A 13,059-nucleotide genomic window follows, 5' to 3' on the forward strand; every position below is an offset into this window, starting at 1 on the left:
CGAAGAGTCTTAAAGCATACCTGGAAGAGTAGAGAATTTTTCTGGTATTTCCCAATCATCAAATGTAAAATCCATATCCTCGTCCAAGTATTCAGCATCCGCGTCAAACTTCGTGAGGATACCGCCATCAATATTGCAATCTTTTAATATTACAGTTTGACGACCAACTCCAGAGGTTGGGTCCTCATTTGTTACTTGAATATCAAAATAAATATCCTCGCCAGTTTCCTTAAATCTATAGAGCAATTCACGAAAAATGGAAGTATTGTAGTGAAATGTTGCAGATCCAGATCCACTCCACCCTGTTGACTTATTCCCTTTCCCTGTCTTACCTAGAATCGGCACCTCACTCTTTGTTTTTTCCATAGAAGCTTCTAAATTTATGGCTTGCATAAAGTTATAGCGATTCCCTTCAATTGTTACAAAACATTCAGCTAAAGAAGCACTAATGGCATCTTTTGAATTCATTGTTTGAGCGAATTTTTGCAAGTCTAATTTCAGAAGTAAGTTATTCTTTTCATACATAATTAAGTTTCATCCCCTTCCCTATGCCACTGTTACTGTCATATATAGTTGAGCCATAGCATTTACAACAGTTATCGCATCCCCTACAACTACTGCTTTTTTACCTTCTCCTTTTGATACAACAACATGATCAGCATTAAAATTTTCAATAGCTTGCAGCGTCTCAAGTTCCTTATGGTGCTTCACTATGTCGTTCCACAGAGATACCCTACCAGATTCATTGTTTGGTATTTTCCCAAGGTATTTGTTATTAAAGAGAACAGCAATATCATTAGCAATCTGATCAAGGACTCGGATAGTTTGGTTGCTGCCAAAATCGCTATTTTTTTCCTCAGTAAAAGTAACAAGTGTATTTATATCTTCAAGGACGCGCACTTCGTCATCTACTTTATGAAAAATAAATTTACCTGCCTTCAAAGCATCCTCTAACGCATATTGCGTATAATCTACATCCACTGTAAATTCACCATCATACTTTTTGTTTGTATTGGATTTATTTACAGCACATCCAGCCGCCGCACCTGTCACCCAGTAGATTAAAGATTGAGGATCGGCTCCAATAACCTTATTTTCAACAGAAATTACTCCCTCATAGTCTGCTGCAGTTTTATAAACCACCGTTTGGAATTTAGCACCAACTTTCTCTCGCATTCGTTTTGTAAATGCCACAAATAATGCCGTAATTACCTGATCAGTCGCTAGGCACCCAATTGTGTTGAATTTAAACGGCTCGATCTTATCCAAGAACTTTTGATATTCGGTTCCAGTCGATTGGCTTCCATTAGTCCCTCCAGTAAATGGAGTGCCAGCAGTAGCAGCTAAAGTTGCATCGGTTTTCCAAACAACAAAGTCATTAGGTACTAATTCTGTTGCCTGAGATACAGTTTGACTATCTATAATCTCTGTACCTAGCATTGTAATCACATCAAACTTCGTAGAATCGTCTACATTGGTCGTTATTACTGTTTTTAGGCTGTTGCCCCTTTCACCACCATAACGAGCCATAGCGAAGGTATTTGAAGCTTTAACACCAGTATTTAATTTGTACAAATAAGCTGTATGAATGTTTCTAAACAAATCTCTTATTCCTTTTAATTTCTCATGATCATATGGGTAGCCAAAGATTTTCAATGAAAACCTTTCTAAATCCTCAGCCTTAACAGTAAAGACTTCATCCTCAATGCCCCAATCTAACTCTAGTGCTAATGCTGCTGTACCGCGTTCTGACAAAGCTGACGATGCCCTTTTCGCACTAATAAAGTTAATATAAGCACCTGGCAATACTTTGTTTTGAGAAGTAAATGTTCCTCCACCTAAAGCCATTCTATTTCACCTTCCTTTTCATAAACTTTTCAATTTCTTGATCAACTGCTTGTAAGCTGTATTGCTGATCATCTTTTAGCAAAACACTAAGCAAATCGCGCCTTTCACGATAATTAGCAGAAGATAATATTTGATTTTTTGTAAATAATGCTTCGTTCTTTTCTTTAGCCACTTTCATTCACCTCGCACAGTGCCATTAATTGATATGCCCTCCATTGAGTCTTCTGGTGTCGTATCTTTACATACAAACATGTTATAACTTACAAAGAAGTGCAGAACATTATCTACCAAATTTGCACTCATTTTTGTACCTCTCAATAAATCACCATTTAAACACTTTATATATTCCATACTGGTCAAAAGATTGTCTGCAACATTATAAATATCAGCGTTAATATGTCCAAAATAATGAATGTCAAAAGGGAGAGTCCTATGATATCGGTTTCCCACTATTTGTTTGATATCAGGCTCAAGCAATGCAATAAAAAAACAAGGCTCCTGAAAGCCTTGCTCAATTGAATCTTTATAGATGGTAAAACTATCTCCAAAGGTTTGATGCAGCTTAATCGCAATTGCATCTATAACATCATTAATCTGCATCAAATACCTCCCCTAAAAACTTTGTTAGCTTTTTTTCAATAATTTTTGGTGCCTGTCGCTCCACTTCGTTTGCTGAAATAGTCATCATAAAATGGCCTTTAACCCATCCTTTGTGATTTCGTGTTCGATGGCCATACTCGATGTATGAAGCATATTCAACAGGATTTATAACCAGTATTTCATACACATTACCACGCTTGGTTACTTGTAAACCTTGAGCAAAAGATACTGCACTGGCACCTTTACCACTTCCACTTTCAGCTTCAGCATGCGTTTTAGCTGTCCATCCTCTTCTCAAAGTTCCACCAACATACCCTTTAACTGGTGTTTTCCATTTTGAAGGATCAGCTACAACAGTTCGTTTTATTACCTTTGCCAACAGCCTGGCTGCAATCTCCTTTGCACACTCTTCGCAAAACTTATCAAACTTGGCTCTTTCTAACTTTTGCATTTGTTTCTGCAATCTTTTTAGCTGCTCAAAATCGACACGACCCCATCTAGCCATTATGCATACCCCTTGAAAAGTTCGAGTGCAATCTCTTGATGATCCATGTAAACGGCAGCCTCTCCACTTCGAGAGTACTCAATTGTTTTACCGTTTTGGCTGACAATGATTTTGGATCCGGCTTTAATGACAATCTCTGGTGCTAAAAACAGCTTAGTGGATTGGGCAATTATCGCTGGTGCGTTTGTATTGGTAGCTGATGTTTGTTTTTCGAAAGACAGTTTGCAAGGTTGATTTTCAAGCACAGGGACCTCTTTCTTGCTTGTAATATGAGTGATAGGATCTTTTACTGGTTGAAACTCTTTAATCGTACAAGTACCCTTATATAGCCTTTCTATAGCCTTTCTACGTACATTCACCATAACAACACCCTATATCTTATAAAATCAACTTCATCATGCCTTAGATATTGAATAAAAGCATTAAATTGAGCTTCGGGCGTTGAACTTGCTTCCACTGCAAATGTGACGTTTGTATCACCATCTTGTACTTGTTTTTCGATTAAGCTAAAATCTAGTGAATCTATTTTCAATAGGCCCATGGACTTTTTTGAAAATAGATATTCGCCAACAACCATATCGATCGCAATTTCTTTAAGACCAGTAGGAATTTCAGATAGATTTGTTTGATTTTTAATGTGATTTGTCACTTTTTCAATGCTAAATTTTATTATTACTTCATCAACATTGCTTGGCTCACTAGACACCGAAATGCCTAGTGAGTGTAACCTGTCTTTAACTTCTGCTAACAACTGAATCACTCGCTTTCTTCAGCAAGTTTTTCTTCAATAGCAGCGTGAAGCTCTTCTTTTTCCATCTTTGTATAACCTTTAATTTTTAATTCCTTCGCTTTTTCTTTTAAAGCATCAAATTCAGGATCTTGTTTAATTTCCTCCACAATTTCCATCATCTTTTCTGTGAAGTCCTTTTTATCAACAATAAGCTCGTCACCATTCTGGTAACGATCCCCTTTAATACGGATTGGAAATATCGAATCTTTTATTTTCACTCGAAGCTGTGTAGTCATACAGTTTCATCCTTTCTAAGCAATAGGTTGCGCTTGGAACACATTATTTGCTTCTGGGAAAGAAGGAATTGCAGTAGCTGCAGCTTTGGTCCATGTAGACACTGGATCCAATCCTTCCTCATAAACCATAGCGATGACCTTGTCTACAGTCTGCACCTGCTCATTGCCCTCACGAATCATTCGGCTTTCTTCTGGAGTAGGACCGTAAAGGGTTTCCCCAAGAGTACCCGAACCAAACATCACAAATTTATTCTCACCAAAGTAACGAGAAGTTGTGTAAGAACCATTGGCATTCTGCTTTCGATATTTTGCATCATAGACTGCAATCTGTGGTAAGTCATGTTGCAGTAAGAATGCATTTAAATCTTGGCGAGTAGGAATGCGGCCAGAATCTTTGCCGAATAGATACCCTATAATTTTAGAGTTTCGTAGAATTTGAGATAGTACTTTAGTAGATGTTAAGGCGCGTGTTGCTTTTTCATCTAATGAATCCTGCCAACGTTCCAAATCTCCAATAATATCAGCTGCAGGATCAGTCCATAAGTCGGTACCAGATAATGTTTCTTGATGTTCAGTAGGTACATGATAGTTAACGGTCATGTTTAGGCCATTTTCATTAAGTGTGACTTTACCAGTTGTTAAAGCTTCCATTCTCATTAGCTCTACTCGAGCTTTAACACCTTGAACTAGAGAATCAATATCATTAAAGACTCGACTAGTTAAATATTGTTGTTCCTGAGGAGTACGTGGGAACTGCAGGGCAATTAGATCCTTTTCGGTGATTTGCATTTTACGTTTAATATAAGCAGCTTCAAGTGCTTGCTTTGCAGCTTCACGAGAACCAATTTCAGCTTCTGTATCAAATGCGTGTACAGATGCTACTACCGGAAGAGAACTTGCACCTACTAAATATTCAAAATCCAATGTATCATGCTTTACTTCAGGGAATAGAGTTTCTCCAAGCAATGGCTTATATTGGCGTTCTTTTAGGTAATTTAATACTGTTTTCGAATCAAAAAGTTCTAATACATCTGGCATAATTTTTGCCTCCTATCGATTAGTGAATTTGTTATTATCGGAATGTGATTTTTGATAATGCATCCTTTGCTTCAGCAGCAGGAGCAACCGGTAAGCGAGCTTGAAGAACGTATGCTTCAACAATTAACGAGCCTGGTTGAGGTCCGTTTGTTACATCCACATCTTTATATAAAATACCTTGTGCTGTTGCATCATTCGCTGGAAGAATTGTTCCTGCTTTAACAATCTTCTTACCGTTTGAATCTGTTGTAATACCTGTATCACTTACTTGATAAGTGAATGCTTGTACCTTTGAAGATGCTAAAAAGTTAATACGATTAGCTGTTTCCACCTGTTTTACATATGGCATATCATTTTCCTCCTTTTATTAAACCCATGGGTCACTATCATTTTTTGGCGCTTGAGTTCTTTCATTTGCCATTTTTGCAAAATTAGCACCAATATCCGTTTTATCTTCAGGGTTACCATTGCTTCCACCTGGTACAAAACCTTTTAAAGTGTTATTTGGTTTCTTCTCAGGAACAAATAAAAAGGACTTTGATTTTTGCAGTTCCTTAATCTGCTCATCAAGCCCTTTACTGACGTTTCCGTCCTCTCCTAATTCAATTTTTGTTTTGTCAATGAGCCCTGTTACTAGTTCAGTGTCATGAACCTTACCGGCTAGAGCCAGCTTTAAAGCACTGGAAAGCTGAGTATCTTTTAGCTTTGTTTCAAAGTCTGCTTTCTCTTGATTGTATTTTGTCTCAAGTTCTGTAAACTTTGATTGAAGCTCTTCGCTTCCTTCTGCTTTTTTCTTTAAATCCTTTAGGTCTTTATCACGGTCAGCAAGCTGCTTCTTTAAATCTTCTAAGTTAGTAGATAGTTCAGTTTGCTTTGATTTATGTGTTTCAACCGTTTTTCCATGTTCAACCATGATTGAGTCAATCTTCTCTTTATCAATGCCAAGACCTTCTAAAAATTCCCTTTTCATTTATGATTCCTCCATTGGTTACGATAGTTTTACGAGGTTACGTCCTCGAGCCAGCTTTAATAGTTAACGTCCATAAATGCTAAGATGACGAGTTTTTAAGCTGCAACAAATCTCTTTTTCCATTCTGGATATTTAATCTTGCTGTCAATGTAATAGACCTTTCCGTCTTTACCACGAGCAATACGCTGACCATAATCTTCATCAAAATAAGGTACCGTGGTGGTCCTGCAATATGGATGAAATGGATTCGCTGTTACACCCGGCTCAAATTCACTCATTTTGAATACTTTCCCATCCATAGACTGGCATACCAAGCTTGTTTTGCTATCAAGCGTTGCTACGATCTCATAACGTTCAACATTCAACTCTCCAAACGTTTCTTTTTGAGCAGAAGCACTAAAAAACGCCGATTCGGTCATTACAAGACGAGCAGCGTTAGAACGGGAAGTATTTAGTTTTTTCGATATTGTGAAAATCACTTTATCTGGCGCTTGACCTCTAGCAATGGATTGAGTTAGTTCTGTATGCAATGTATTGACTAATAACTGCTTATCGCGCCATATCTTATCGCTGAAAGTCATTCGATCTACTGTCCATGGCTTGCTTATAATTTTTGTTAGCTTTGTTTCATCAATAGCATGCATTGTAAAACCAATTCCAAATGCGCCTTGAATTTCGAAAGCTGTGTGAAGATAAGTGCTTTGATAAGTGTCCTTCATTAATCGTTCTACAGCATTAATTTGACCACCATAGAGCTTTTCTATATGTTGTTGCAATTGTATCTGCAAGCTTTCTAAACGGCTAATATGGACCCTGGCAGAAGCGTTTTCAAGCTGTTTCATCCAAGCTTGGTTAATTGCGTTCTTTTCACCATAAAGAATATACTCCTCAACAGTCCATCTGAACTCCTTTAACTCGTCAGATTTCAATAACCGTTTTGCTTCAGCTAGTGATATTTCATTGTTAGCAGCAAAGCGCGAATACCATTTAGCAATATCCTTTTCCATCTCAGCCATTGTATGAGTATAGACCTTTTTCATATCACCGAGATAGGTTTCACTTCTATTTAGCTCTGAATCCAGTAATAATTCAAATCGTTTTCGCCAGTAATCACGACTCTTGGTCATCTAACTCACCTTTATTTTGATTGAATGTGGCATAGTACCCATCAAACTCTTCCTGGGTTTCCAAGCGCTCTTTCTTGATACGTTCTAGCTCACGTTGTACATCATCGACATAAGGATGTTGTGAAATACGGGTTTCAAGTGATAAGTCAGTAGATTTGTTTAAGCTTTCTATTACTTCCGATTCATTTACTAATGTGTCACGATTGAAAATGAACTTTACTTTCTCCCCTTCAAAATCGCCTTTTCCTGTATTTATGAAGTGTTGATTAATAAACCATAATAAATCCTCAAATGCTGCTTGAAATTCTGTTTCAATTCCATTTGCATCTAGTTCAATATCACTGTACATACTTTTAATATTCATCTGATTTGGATTATTACTCATCCGATCATCTTTAGCATCGTAACCACGACCATTTTCAATGAGTGCTTTTTTAAAGAGTTTCAAAATAGATTCATAGTTGTCTTTATTTACTTCAATATAGAGGGTTTCTAAACCACCTTTTGCACCATCGGTACTTCGAACTTTAACAGCACCATACTGAGCTAAATTTCGTCTAAACTCTCCAAGGTCCTGTCCATCATAGTTATGCAAAACTAAAATCGTGGAGCGAGCATCCTCTTCCATGTTGTTCTGGAAATCACTTAACATTGAATTGATTCCATCTTGTAAACTCTTCACTCTTCGAATCAGAGGTATCTCTTTGCTATTAAACTTAAATACTATCAAGGGAATACGTTGCCAATTTAACTGCTGCTCATTACCTTCTTCATCTATTGCAGTAAGATAAGAAGAAGGTGTTTTTTCAACATCAGGTACTAATCGGCCGTTAAACCAAACATAGCTTGTAATCCCATCTTTGCTATATAAATCAACACATTCTCGATTAACTTCTGTTTCACCTTCATATACAGTAATGGTGTATAGATGCGCAAATGCATCTAATTCGGTGTGCAATCTATCTCTCCAAAAAGGGAGAATTTCAAAACTATTAAAATGTTTAAATGTAAATTCACCAGATTCATTGTAGTAAGGATAAAGATAGCTTATGCCTGCGTTAAGTGCATCCTCACCAACGTTTCTCAAAGTACGATGAAATCTTTTATTAAATACATCTTGTAATAACTCAAGGTATCTCTTATTTTTTGTTTCTATCGTTAGAGGCTTCCCCAGCTGATAATTCACTTTCTGGTCAACCAATTTCGCATATTGATTATCTAGAACTTGGTTATTCGGCAAGTTTTCTACTTTTTCTAAGCGACCGCCTTTACCTATTACCTTTCGCTCACGCTTCATTATGTCTTGGTTGCCATCATAATAATTAATACCAGTCTTCATCCATTTTAATTTATCTGAGGACTTAAACTTGTTGATTTCTTTTTCTAATACACGAATATCACTCAATACTTTATTTGCACCATTTACAATTATGCTATTAAAACGATCACTTTCTGTGCTGCTTCCTTGAAACGGAAAGTACCCTGTCATATTATTATCACCTCACTTAATCAAAACTGAATAGATCTCCTTTTATGTCTTCTAATGCATATCGCATTGCGTCCATTAAATGGTTAAAACCATCTATTGGCCTGTTTAGTTTTTTTCCGAACTTGTCTTGATCCCATGTGTAATTTGTTATTTCAGTTAAGAAATTTACGCATGAGGGATGGATGATAATTTTATAGTCTTGAATGGTTTGTATGCCGTTATTAACGCTGTCAGGACCTTTCCTTGCCTTCATAATCCCTTTCAATCCTAGACCATATAAATCATCGATAGACTTTGGCTCTGCACTGTCAGCCCTAATGCGTTCTTTTGAGTACCCAGCATTAAGTATTGCTTTATAAATCATCTTGTTTGTCATAGCGGTATTATAAATTTCATCAAAGACGAAAATTTCTTTTGCATTCTCATCAACTGCACCGGCAAAAAACGCTGTTGGATCATTTGTATAACCAAAGTCTAGACCAAACAGTGTTTTCATATACTTACGCTGCTGAAGCAGTTCCTTAATATCAAAGTCTTGTTCTTCCCAATTCTCAAACACAAGACCGTCCACAATACCCCAATTGCCTAGCCCTGCAACTTGATATCTTCGAGGATTATCACGCTTCATTCGCTCAAATACTCGCTTATCAGCATCATCCAGGAATTCATTGCAAAGATAATTTGTTGTCTTCGCCAAGATGTCTGGATCATTTTCAGCATCAAAAAAACGCTTCTTTATCCAATGGCGTTCATTCCAAGGGTTTAAAGTAAGCGTTATTTGTTTAAATAATCCTTCTGGCGCACTACCACGAATGGATTCATCAAGCATATTAAAATCATCTTCATTAAGGACTTCGTATGCTTCCTCAATCCACATCCAGCAAAGAACACCCTTATCAACTGTTATTGATGTTACTTTTAACGGATCATCAAGTCCTCGAAAATATATCTTTTGTCCAGTTGGCTTATATGTCATTTCAAGAGGGGATTCTTTGACTTGCCATTCATCATCAACTTGTAGCTGATGGATAGCCCACTTTAATTCAGCAAAACACGAATCCTTTAAGGTCCGATATGTTTTACGAATAATAAGCAAATTCGCTTGCGGGTACTGCATCATCTTTTTGATGTAATCAGTTGCAGTTGTCTTTGACTTTTTAGAAGCACGAGAACCCTTGCATACTCGATAGCGCCCTTTAAAATTTACATAATCAGCATAGCCTTTTCCGATTAATTTTTGCATTGATATACGTATTTCGTTACTCATGAACATCATCCTCAATGATCACGCGGATTTGCTGCTCCTTGCTGCCTAATTTATCGATTTCAGCTTTAGTTTTATTAACATTAAGTTGCATCTGTTCTAACTTCAATCGACGCTCATCATCTTCGGTAGCCATATCGTTAAATTGCTTGATTAGGCTTCTAAGTTCACTCATCGCCCTGGATTGTGCATTCAAGAAAGTAGCATGACGGTCCCAAGCAAATTGGAATTCGTATTCCTCTTCTGTGACAGTTTTTTCAACACCGCCACCTTCTTCTTTTGGAACAGGATAATATTCATATTTAGCTTTCTTGAGCTCCTTAATCATTTCATCCTTATCAGTAACGTACATAATCCTTTGAGCTCTAATAATAGCAGCATACTGAATTTCTATCTGATCATAAATTAGATCAGCCGGGGAACGTTCCTGCATACACTCAATGATTTCTAAGGTTTCAGCTGGTAAGAACTTTGAGAAGAAGCCGTGTGTGACTGCGTTCTGATTTCCTTTTGGTGCAGAGCCGCCTTTATTACCTTTAGCATTGATATTACCTTTTGGAGCGCCCCTCTTTTTTGTGTGCACACCTTTTTCAGAGGGTGCACCCCTATTTCGATTCCAGCCATATCGCTTTTTCCATGACTTAACCGTATTAAGAGACACTTCATACTTCTCTGCAATATCCTTATATTTCATCCCTTTGACATAATCCTTCTCAGCTAACACATATTTTTCGGCCATGCTACATCACCTGCCACCTCCGATATTTGTGTTTGTTTTGGGCAAAAGAAAAAGCACCCATCTAAACGGATGCTCTAAAAAATAATCAATTTAAGTTTTTCTCAATTTCAGCAGTTGGGAAATAGTCTCCAACCTCATTTGTCTCTTTTTTAGATCGATTCATGCTGATGGATCCTATATTAACAAATTCAATCGTCAATACTTCCCATCCTTCATGGATAAGATATTCATCAGATGCTTGACTATAACTAGATACAGCTAGATCTTTCGGTGATAATAAATTGTTATCGGCCAATTTGACTACAGCTTTTATTTCTTCATCTTCAACGACCAAACTTACCAATTCATCGTTTTCACCCATTCCATAATACTCAATGATTTCTGTTGCTTCTTCAGTAGTCATGGGCTGCTGAGATTCTGATTTTCCTTGGCTTTGGTCTTCTTCTTGCTTTTTCTCTTCTACTTGTAATTCTTCCTTTTCTGTTTGCTCTTCTATTTGCTTTTCAGTATCCTCTTGTTTTTGAACATCTTTTTGTTTTGGTTGCTCATTCGTATTCTCTAATGAGTTATCATTTGAACACGCTCCCAATAGTAATGCAGCCATTATAAAGAATAATATTTTTTTCATTTGTATCTCCTCCCGCCTACTCATTTCGACAAAAGGAGATATTTTCCTTCATAATTTTAAATTCACTTATTTCTAATCGCACCGCGTACTCTTTTATAAGTGGGGCGGTTAGTCCCCATCAATTCAGCGAGGTCACGACTAGAAAATTTTTCAGCTATTTTATTAGAAGATTTATCTTTTTTCTTGAAGTTATTCATATGATGTAGTTCTGTAGAAGAAAGATGATCAGCAATTTTCATATGGATCACCTATTTTCGAGAAAAATAAAAAAACTCCACCGCAAGGATGGAGCTCAAGAAGGGAGAATAGTTTAACAGACAGCGAGAAATTTTCCGCGCCGATCCTGCCTCCCATTTTACACTGCATATTTTTCGCCATGCAAAAGTTTGGAAAAAGTCGTATTTGTGCCGATTTGCGCCTTTATGTCGGAACGAAGCTTGTCCACTGAATCACGAGAGATTTCAAGATGAATAGCTATCTCTTGCCTTGTCATTCCACTTAGCATGCAATCATATACAATCTTTAATATTTCTCTATCTAAATAGTCGCCAGCACTTTCTATTGCATAAACTCTTCGCTGGTATTCTTCTAATCTCGCAACTTGCTTCTGCTCTCTAATATCCATATCTCTTAGTTCAACTTGGCTTTTTCCGGATGAACCTTTAGGCAATGTAGCTTCAATTCCATATTGTGCTACTCCCCATGATCTCATAGGTACCGATTGACCATATATAATTTTCTGGAGGCGTTCAATCTCCCGTTTCATCATGCGATAATCACGAATTAATTCTGATACATTTATAAGCCTGGCAGCTTCTTTCAAATGGACCCCTCCCGTGCTATAATTTGAGTGGGTAGGTCAGGAGGAGTCCTGGCTTTTTTATTTTGATTAAAAGGTGGGATCATCATAGAAAAAGAAATTGATTTCTCTCTTGTTTATGACTTTAACGAATATCCAGATAAAAATAGTGGACGATGCGATAATTGCGATAAAGCCCATTTCCATAGTTCCATTAGTGGAGGTAAATTAATCAGAGAATGTAGTAATTGCGGAATGAAGAAGAGCATCTAGTTTCTTCTTTATTCTTACCCAATACATACAAAAATTCAGATTTGGGTAATTTAATTTATACCGAGCAAGCCAATTCCTCCACTACTGACTACACACACAAATTAAGGTCCTTGCTCGGCAACACGTTCTATCTTGTGTTTCCTTAATGTTCATTGTCACTCACTTATTTGATACCATTTCCAAAACAAATTAATTGCTTCATCTGTGTCTTTTACAGTTGTAGGTGACCAATACGCTTGACGTTCTTTATTTTCTTTAATTCTTTCAATATCTTTATAGTCAGCAAACAGGGATATGTTTTGTTGCGTTCTCAATGCTTTTAACGTCATTTTCTCGATATAAGAAGACTTGTCATAACAACACACAGAACCCTCTAACTTTTCAATTCTTTGTGTGTGAAAATGTTTATATAACCCAGTTATGATGTGTTCAAGAATGTATTGTTCATCTGACGGCGGAATATCTATAACATTTTCAATTAAAGTATTGAAATCATGATACGCACTTTCAATCACATCAATAAAGTAATTGGGCTCCTTTTCATACATTGCTTTTAATTTAATGTAGATTTCTTGATTTTCTTCGATAGTCTTCTTATCGAATCCAGAAACCAATGCCTCCATTACATCTTTTAATGTATTTTTAAATTCCATTTTTCTCTCCCTTTAGCGAACGACTTGATCCTGCTATTCAACACTTCCTACCTTTTGTTTACTTAATTAATTACAATCTGCTGTACCATCTGATTTCAAT

General features: G+C 36.9%; 20 protein-coding genes. 1 reads left to right on the forward strand and 19 read right to left on the reverse strand.

Annotated features, from left to right (window positions below; genetic code table 11):
- Window positions 1-9: 9 nt before the first annotated feature.
- From RUH74_RS20030 to RUH74_RS20115, 18 genes are all read right to left on the reverse strand, one after another.
- Entirely contained in the window at window positions 10-525 is a 516-nt protein-coding gene (locus tag RUH74_RS20030) for a phage tail tube protein (protein ID WP_313803261.1), read from the reverse strand.
- A 21-nt stretch (window positions 526-546) separates the two neighbouring features.
- On the reverse strand, window positions 547-1,848 hold the full coding sequence (locus RUH74_RS20035) for a phage tail sheath family protein (RefSeq protein ID WP_313803263.1): 1,302 nt from the start codon (window positions 1,846-1,848) through the stop codon (window positions 547-549).
- 1 nt (window position 1,849) lies between these two features.
- A complete protein-coding gene (locus tag RUH74_RS20040; RefSeq protein ID WP_313803265.1) occupies window positions 1,850-2,020 on the reverse strand; it encodes a hypothetical protein in 171 nt (56 codons plus the stop codon).
- A gap of 2 nt (window positions 2,021-2,022) precedes the next feature.
- Window positions 2,023-2,448: a phage tail terminator family protein gene (locus RUH74_RS20045; protein ID WP_313803267.1), complete on the reverse strand. Its 426-nt coding sequence runs from the start codon at window positions 2,446-2,448 to the stop codon at window positions 2,023-2,025.
- The gene (locus RUH74_RS20050; protein ID WP_313803269.1) at window positions 2,438-2,953 is read right to left on the reverse strand and encodes an HK97 gp10 family phage protein; all 516 of its coding nucleotides are present in this window, start codon (window positions 2,951-2,953) and stop codon (window positions 2,438-2,440) included. Before RUH74_RS20050 ends, RUH74_RS20045 begins: the two co-directional genes overlap by 11 nt.
- Window positions 2,953-3,315 (reverse strand): hypothetical protein, encoded by a 363-nt coding sequence (locus RUH74_RS20055; RefSeq protein ID WP_313803271.1) that lies wholly within the window; start codon window positions 3,313-3,315, stop codon window positions 2,953-2,955. The genes RUH74_RS20050 and RUH74_RS20055 overlap by 1 nt, the downstream gene beginning before the upstream one ends.
- Window positions 3,309-3,704: a hypothetical protein gene (locus RUH74_RS20060; protein ID WP_313803273.1), complete on the reverse strand. Its 396-nt coding sequence runs from the start codon at window positions 3,702-3,704 to the stop codon at window positions 3,309-3,311. The genes RUH74_RS20055 and RUH74_RS20060 overlap by 7 nt, the downstream gene beginning before the upstream one ends.
- Before the next feature lie 5 nt (window positions 3,705-3,709).
- On the reverse strand, window positions 3,710-3,979 hold the full coding sequence (locus RUH74_RS20065) for a Rho termination factor N-terminal domain-containing protein (protein WP_313803275.1): 270 nt from the start codon (window positions 3,977-3,979) through the stop codon (window positions 3,710-3,712).
- Between the two features lie 15 nt (window positions 3,980-3,994).
- On the reverse strand, window positions 3,995-5,017 hold the full coding sequence (locus RUH74_RS20070; RefSeq protein WP_313803277.1) for a major capsid protein: 1,023 nt from the start codon (window positions 5,015-5,017) through the stop codon (window positions 3,995-3,997).
- Between the two features lie 34 nt (window positions 5,018-5,051).
- Window positions 5,052-5,366 carry a hypothetical protein gene (locus tag RUH74_RS20075; RefSeq protein ID WP_313803279.1) on the reverse strand — a complete coding sequence of 105 codons (315 nt, stop codon included), beginning with the start codon at window positions 5,364-5,366 and terminating at the stop codon, window positions 5,052-5,054.
- An 18-nt stretch (window positions 5,367-5,384) separates the two neighbouring features.
- Window positions 5,385-5,987 (reverse strand): phage scaffolding protein, encoded by a 603-nt coding sequence (locus tag RUH74_RS20080; RefSeq protein ID WP_313803281.1) that lies wholly within the window; start codon window positions 5,985-5,987, stop codon window positions 5,385-5,387.
- A gap of 95 nt (window positions 5,988-6,082) precedes the next feature.
- Window positions 6,083-7,114: a minor capsid protein gene (locus tag RUH74_RS20085; RefSeq protein WP_313803283.1), complete on the reverse strand. Its 1,032-nt coding sequence runs from the start codon at window positions 7,112-7,114 to the stop codon at window positions 6,083-6,085.
- Window positions 7,098-8,603, reverse strand: coding sequence for a phage portal protein (locus RUH74_RS20090; protein WP_313803285.1), 1,506 nt, complete (start codon window positions 8,601-8,603; stop codon window positions 7,098-7,100). The genes RUH74_RS20085 and RUH74_RS20090 overlap by 17 nt, the downstream gene beginning before the upstream one ends.
- 16 nt (window positions 8,604-8,619) lie before the next feature.
- Window positions 8,620-9,870, reverse strand: coding sequence for a PBSX family phage terminase large subunit (locus RUH74_RS20095; RefSeq protein ID WP_313803286.1), 1,251 nt, complete (start codon window positions 9,868-9,870; stop codon window positions 8,620-8,622).
- The gene (terS, locus tag RUH74_RS20100; RefSeq protein ID WP_313803288.1) at window positions 9,863-10,606 is read right to left on the reverse strand and encodes a phage terminase small subunit; all 744 of its coding nucleotides are present in this window, start codon (window positions 10,604-10,606) and stop codon (window positions 9,863-9,865) included. Before terS ends, RUH74_RS20095 begins: the two co-directional genes overlap by 8 nt.
- 85 nt (window positions 10,607-10,691) lie before the next feature.
- A complete protein-coding gene (locus RUH74_RS20105; RefSeq protein WP_313803290.1) occupies window positions 10,692-11,234 on the reverse strand; it encodes a membrane lipoprotein lipid attachment site-containing protein in 543 nt (180 codons plus the stop codon).
- A 62-nt stretch (window positions 11,235-11,296) separates the two neighbouring features.
- Window positions 11,297-11,473, reverse strand: a complete 177-nt coding sequence (locus RUH74_RS20110; RefSeq protein ID WP_313803292.1) for a hypothetical protein — start codon at window positions 11,471-11,473, stop codon at window positions 11,297-11,299.
- Window positions 11,474-11,589: 116 nt separating this feature from the next.
- Complete coding sequence (locus RUH74_RS20115) at window positions 11,590-12,057, reverse strand: sigma-70 family RNA polymerase sigma factor (RefSeq protein WP_313803294.1); 468 nt, start codon at window positions 12,055-12,057, stop codon at window positions 11,590-11,592.
- Window positions 12,058-12,135: 78 nt separating this feature from the next.
- Here RUH74_RS20115 and RUH74_RS20120 point away from each other — a divergent pair, with 78 nt between their 5' ends.
- On the forward strand, window positions 12,136-12,306 hold the full coding sequence (locus tag RUH74_RS20120; protein WP_313803302.1) for a DUF8096 family protein: 171 nt from the start codon (window positions 12,136-12,138) through the stop codon (window positions 12,304-12,306).
- 155 nt (window positions 12,307-12,461) lie between these two features.
- Here RUH74_RS20120 and RUH74_RS20125 read toward each other — a convergent pair whose 3' ends face one another.
- On the reverse strand, window positions 12,462-12,959 hold the full coding sequence (locus RUH74_RS20125) for a hypothetical protein (protein WP_313803296.1): 498 nt from the start codon (window positions 12,957-12,959) through the stop codon (window positions 12,462-12,464).
- Window positions 12,960-13,059: the final 100 nt, after the last annotated feature.

The sequence above is a fragment of the Cytobacillus sp. genome (genome assembly GCF_032154635.1).
Lineage (GTDB): Bacteria > Bacillota > Bacilli > Bacillales > Cytobacillaceae > Cytobacillus.

Excerpts from the sequence above, each read along its gene's own strand:
- RUH74_RS20030 (WP_313803261.1), bottom strand. The coding sequence starts at position 525 with ATGTATGAAAAGAATAACTTACTTCTGAAATTAGACTTGCAAAAATTC.
- RUH74_RS20035 (WP_313803263.1), bottom strand. The coding sequence starts at position 1,848 with ATGGCTTTAGGTGGAGGAACATTTACTTCTCAAAACAAAGTATTGCCA.
- RUH74_RS20045 (WP_313803267.1), bottom strand. The coding sequence starts at position 2,448 with ATGCAGATTAATGATGTTATAGATGCAATTGCGATTAAGCTGCATCAA.
- RUH74_RS20050 (WP_313803269.1), bottom strand. The coding sequence starts at position 2,953 with ATGGCTAGATGGGGTCGTGTCGATTTTGAGCAGCTAAAAAGATTGCAG.
- RUH74_RS20055 (WP_313803271.1), bottom strand. The coding sequence starts at position 3,315 with ATGGTGAATGTACGTAGAAAGGCTATAGAAAGGCTATATAAGGGTACT.
- RUH74_RS20065 (WP_313803275.1), bottom strand. The coding sequence starts at position 3,979 with ATGACTACACAGCTTCGAGTGAAAATAAAAGATTCGATATTTCCAATC.
- RUH74_RS20070 (WP_313803277.1), bottom strand. The coding sequence starts at position 5,017 with ATGCCAGATGTATTAGAACTTTTTGATTCGAAAACAGTATTAAATTAC.
- RUH74_RS20075 (WP_313803279.1), bottom strand. The coding sequence starts at position 5,366 with ATGCCATATGTAAAACAGGTGGAAACAGCTAATCGTATTAACTTTTTA.
- RUH74_RS20080 (WP_313803281.1), bottom strand. The coding sequence starts at position 5,987 with ATGAAAAGGGAATTTTTAGAAGGTCTTGGCATTGATAAAGAGAAGATT.
- RUH74_RS20085 (WP_313803283.1), bottom strand. The coding sequence starts at position 7,114 with ATGACCAAGAGTCGTGATTACTGGCGAAAACGATTTGAATTATTACTG.
- RUH74_RS20090 (WP_313803285.1), bottom strand. The coding sequence starts at position 8,603 with ATGACAGGGTACTTTCCGTTTCAAGGAAGCAGCACAGAAAGTGATCGT.
- RUH74_RS20095 (WP_313803286.1), bottom strand. The coding sequence starts at position 9,870 with ATGAGTAACGAAATACGTATATCAATGCAAAAATTAATCGGAAAAGGC.
- terS (WP_313803288.1), bottom strand. The coding sequence starts at position 10,606 with ATGGCCGAAAAATATGTGTTAGCTGAGAAGGATTATGTCAAAGGGATG.
- RUH74_RS20105 (WP_313803290.1), bottom strand. The coding sequence starts at position 11,234 with ATGAAAAAAATATTATTCTTTATAATGGCTGCATTACTATTGGGAGCG.
- RUH74_RS20110 (WP_313803292.1), bottom strand. The coding sequence starts at position 11,473 with ATGAAAATTGCTGATCATCTTTCTTCTACAGAACTACATCATATGAAT.
- RUH74_RS20125 (WP_313803296.1), bottom strand. The coding sequence starts at position 12,959 with ATGGAATTTAAAAATACATTAAAAGATGTAATGGAGGCATTGGTTTCT.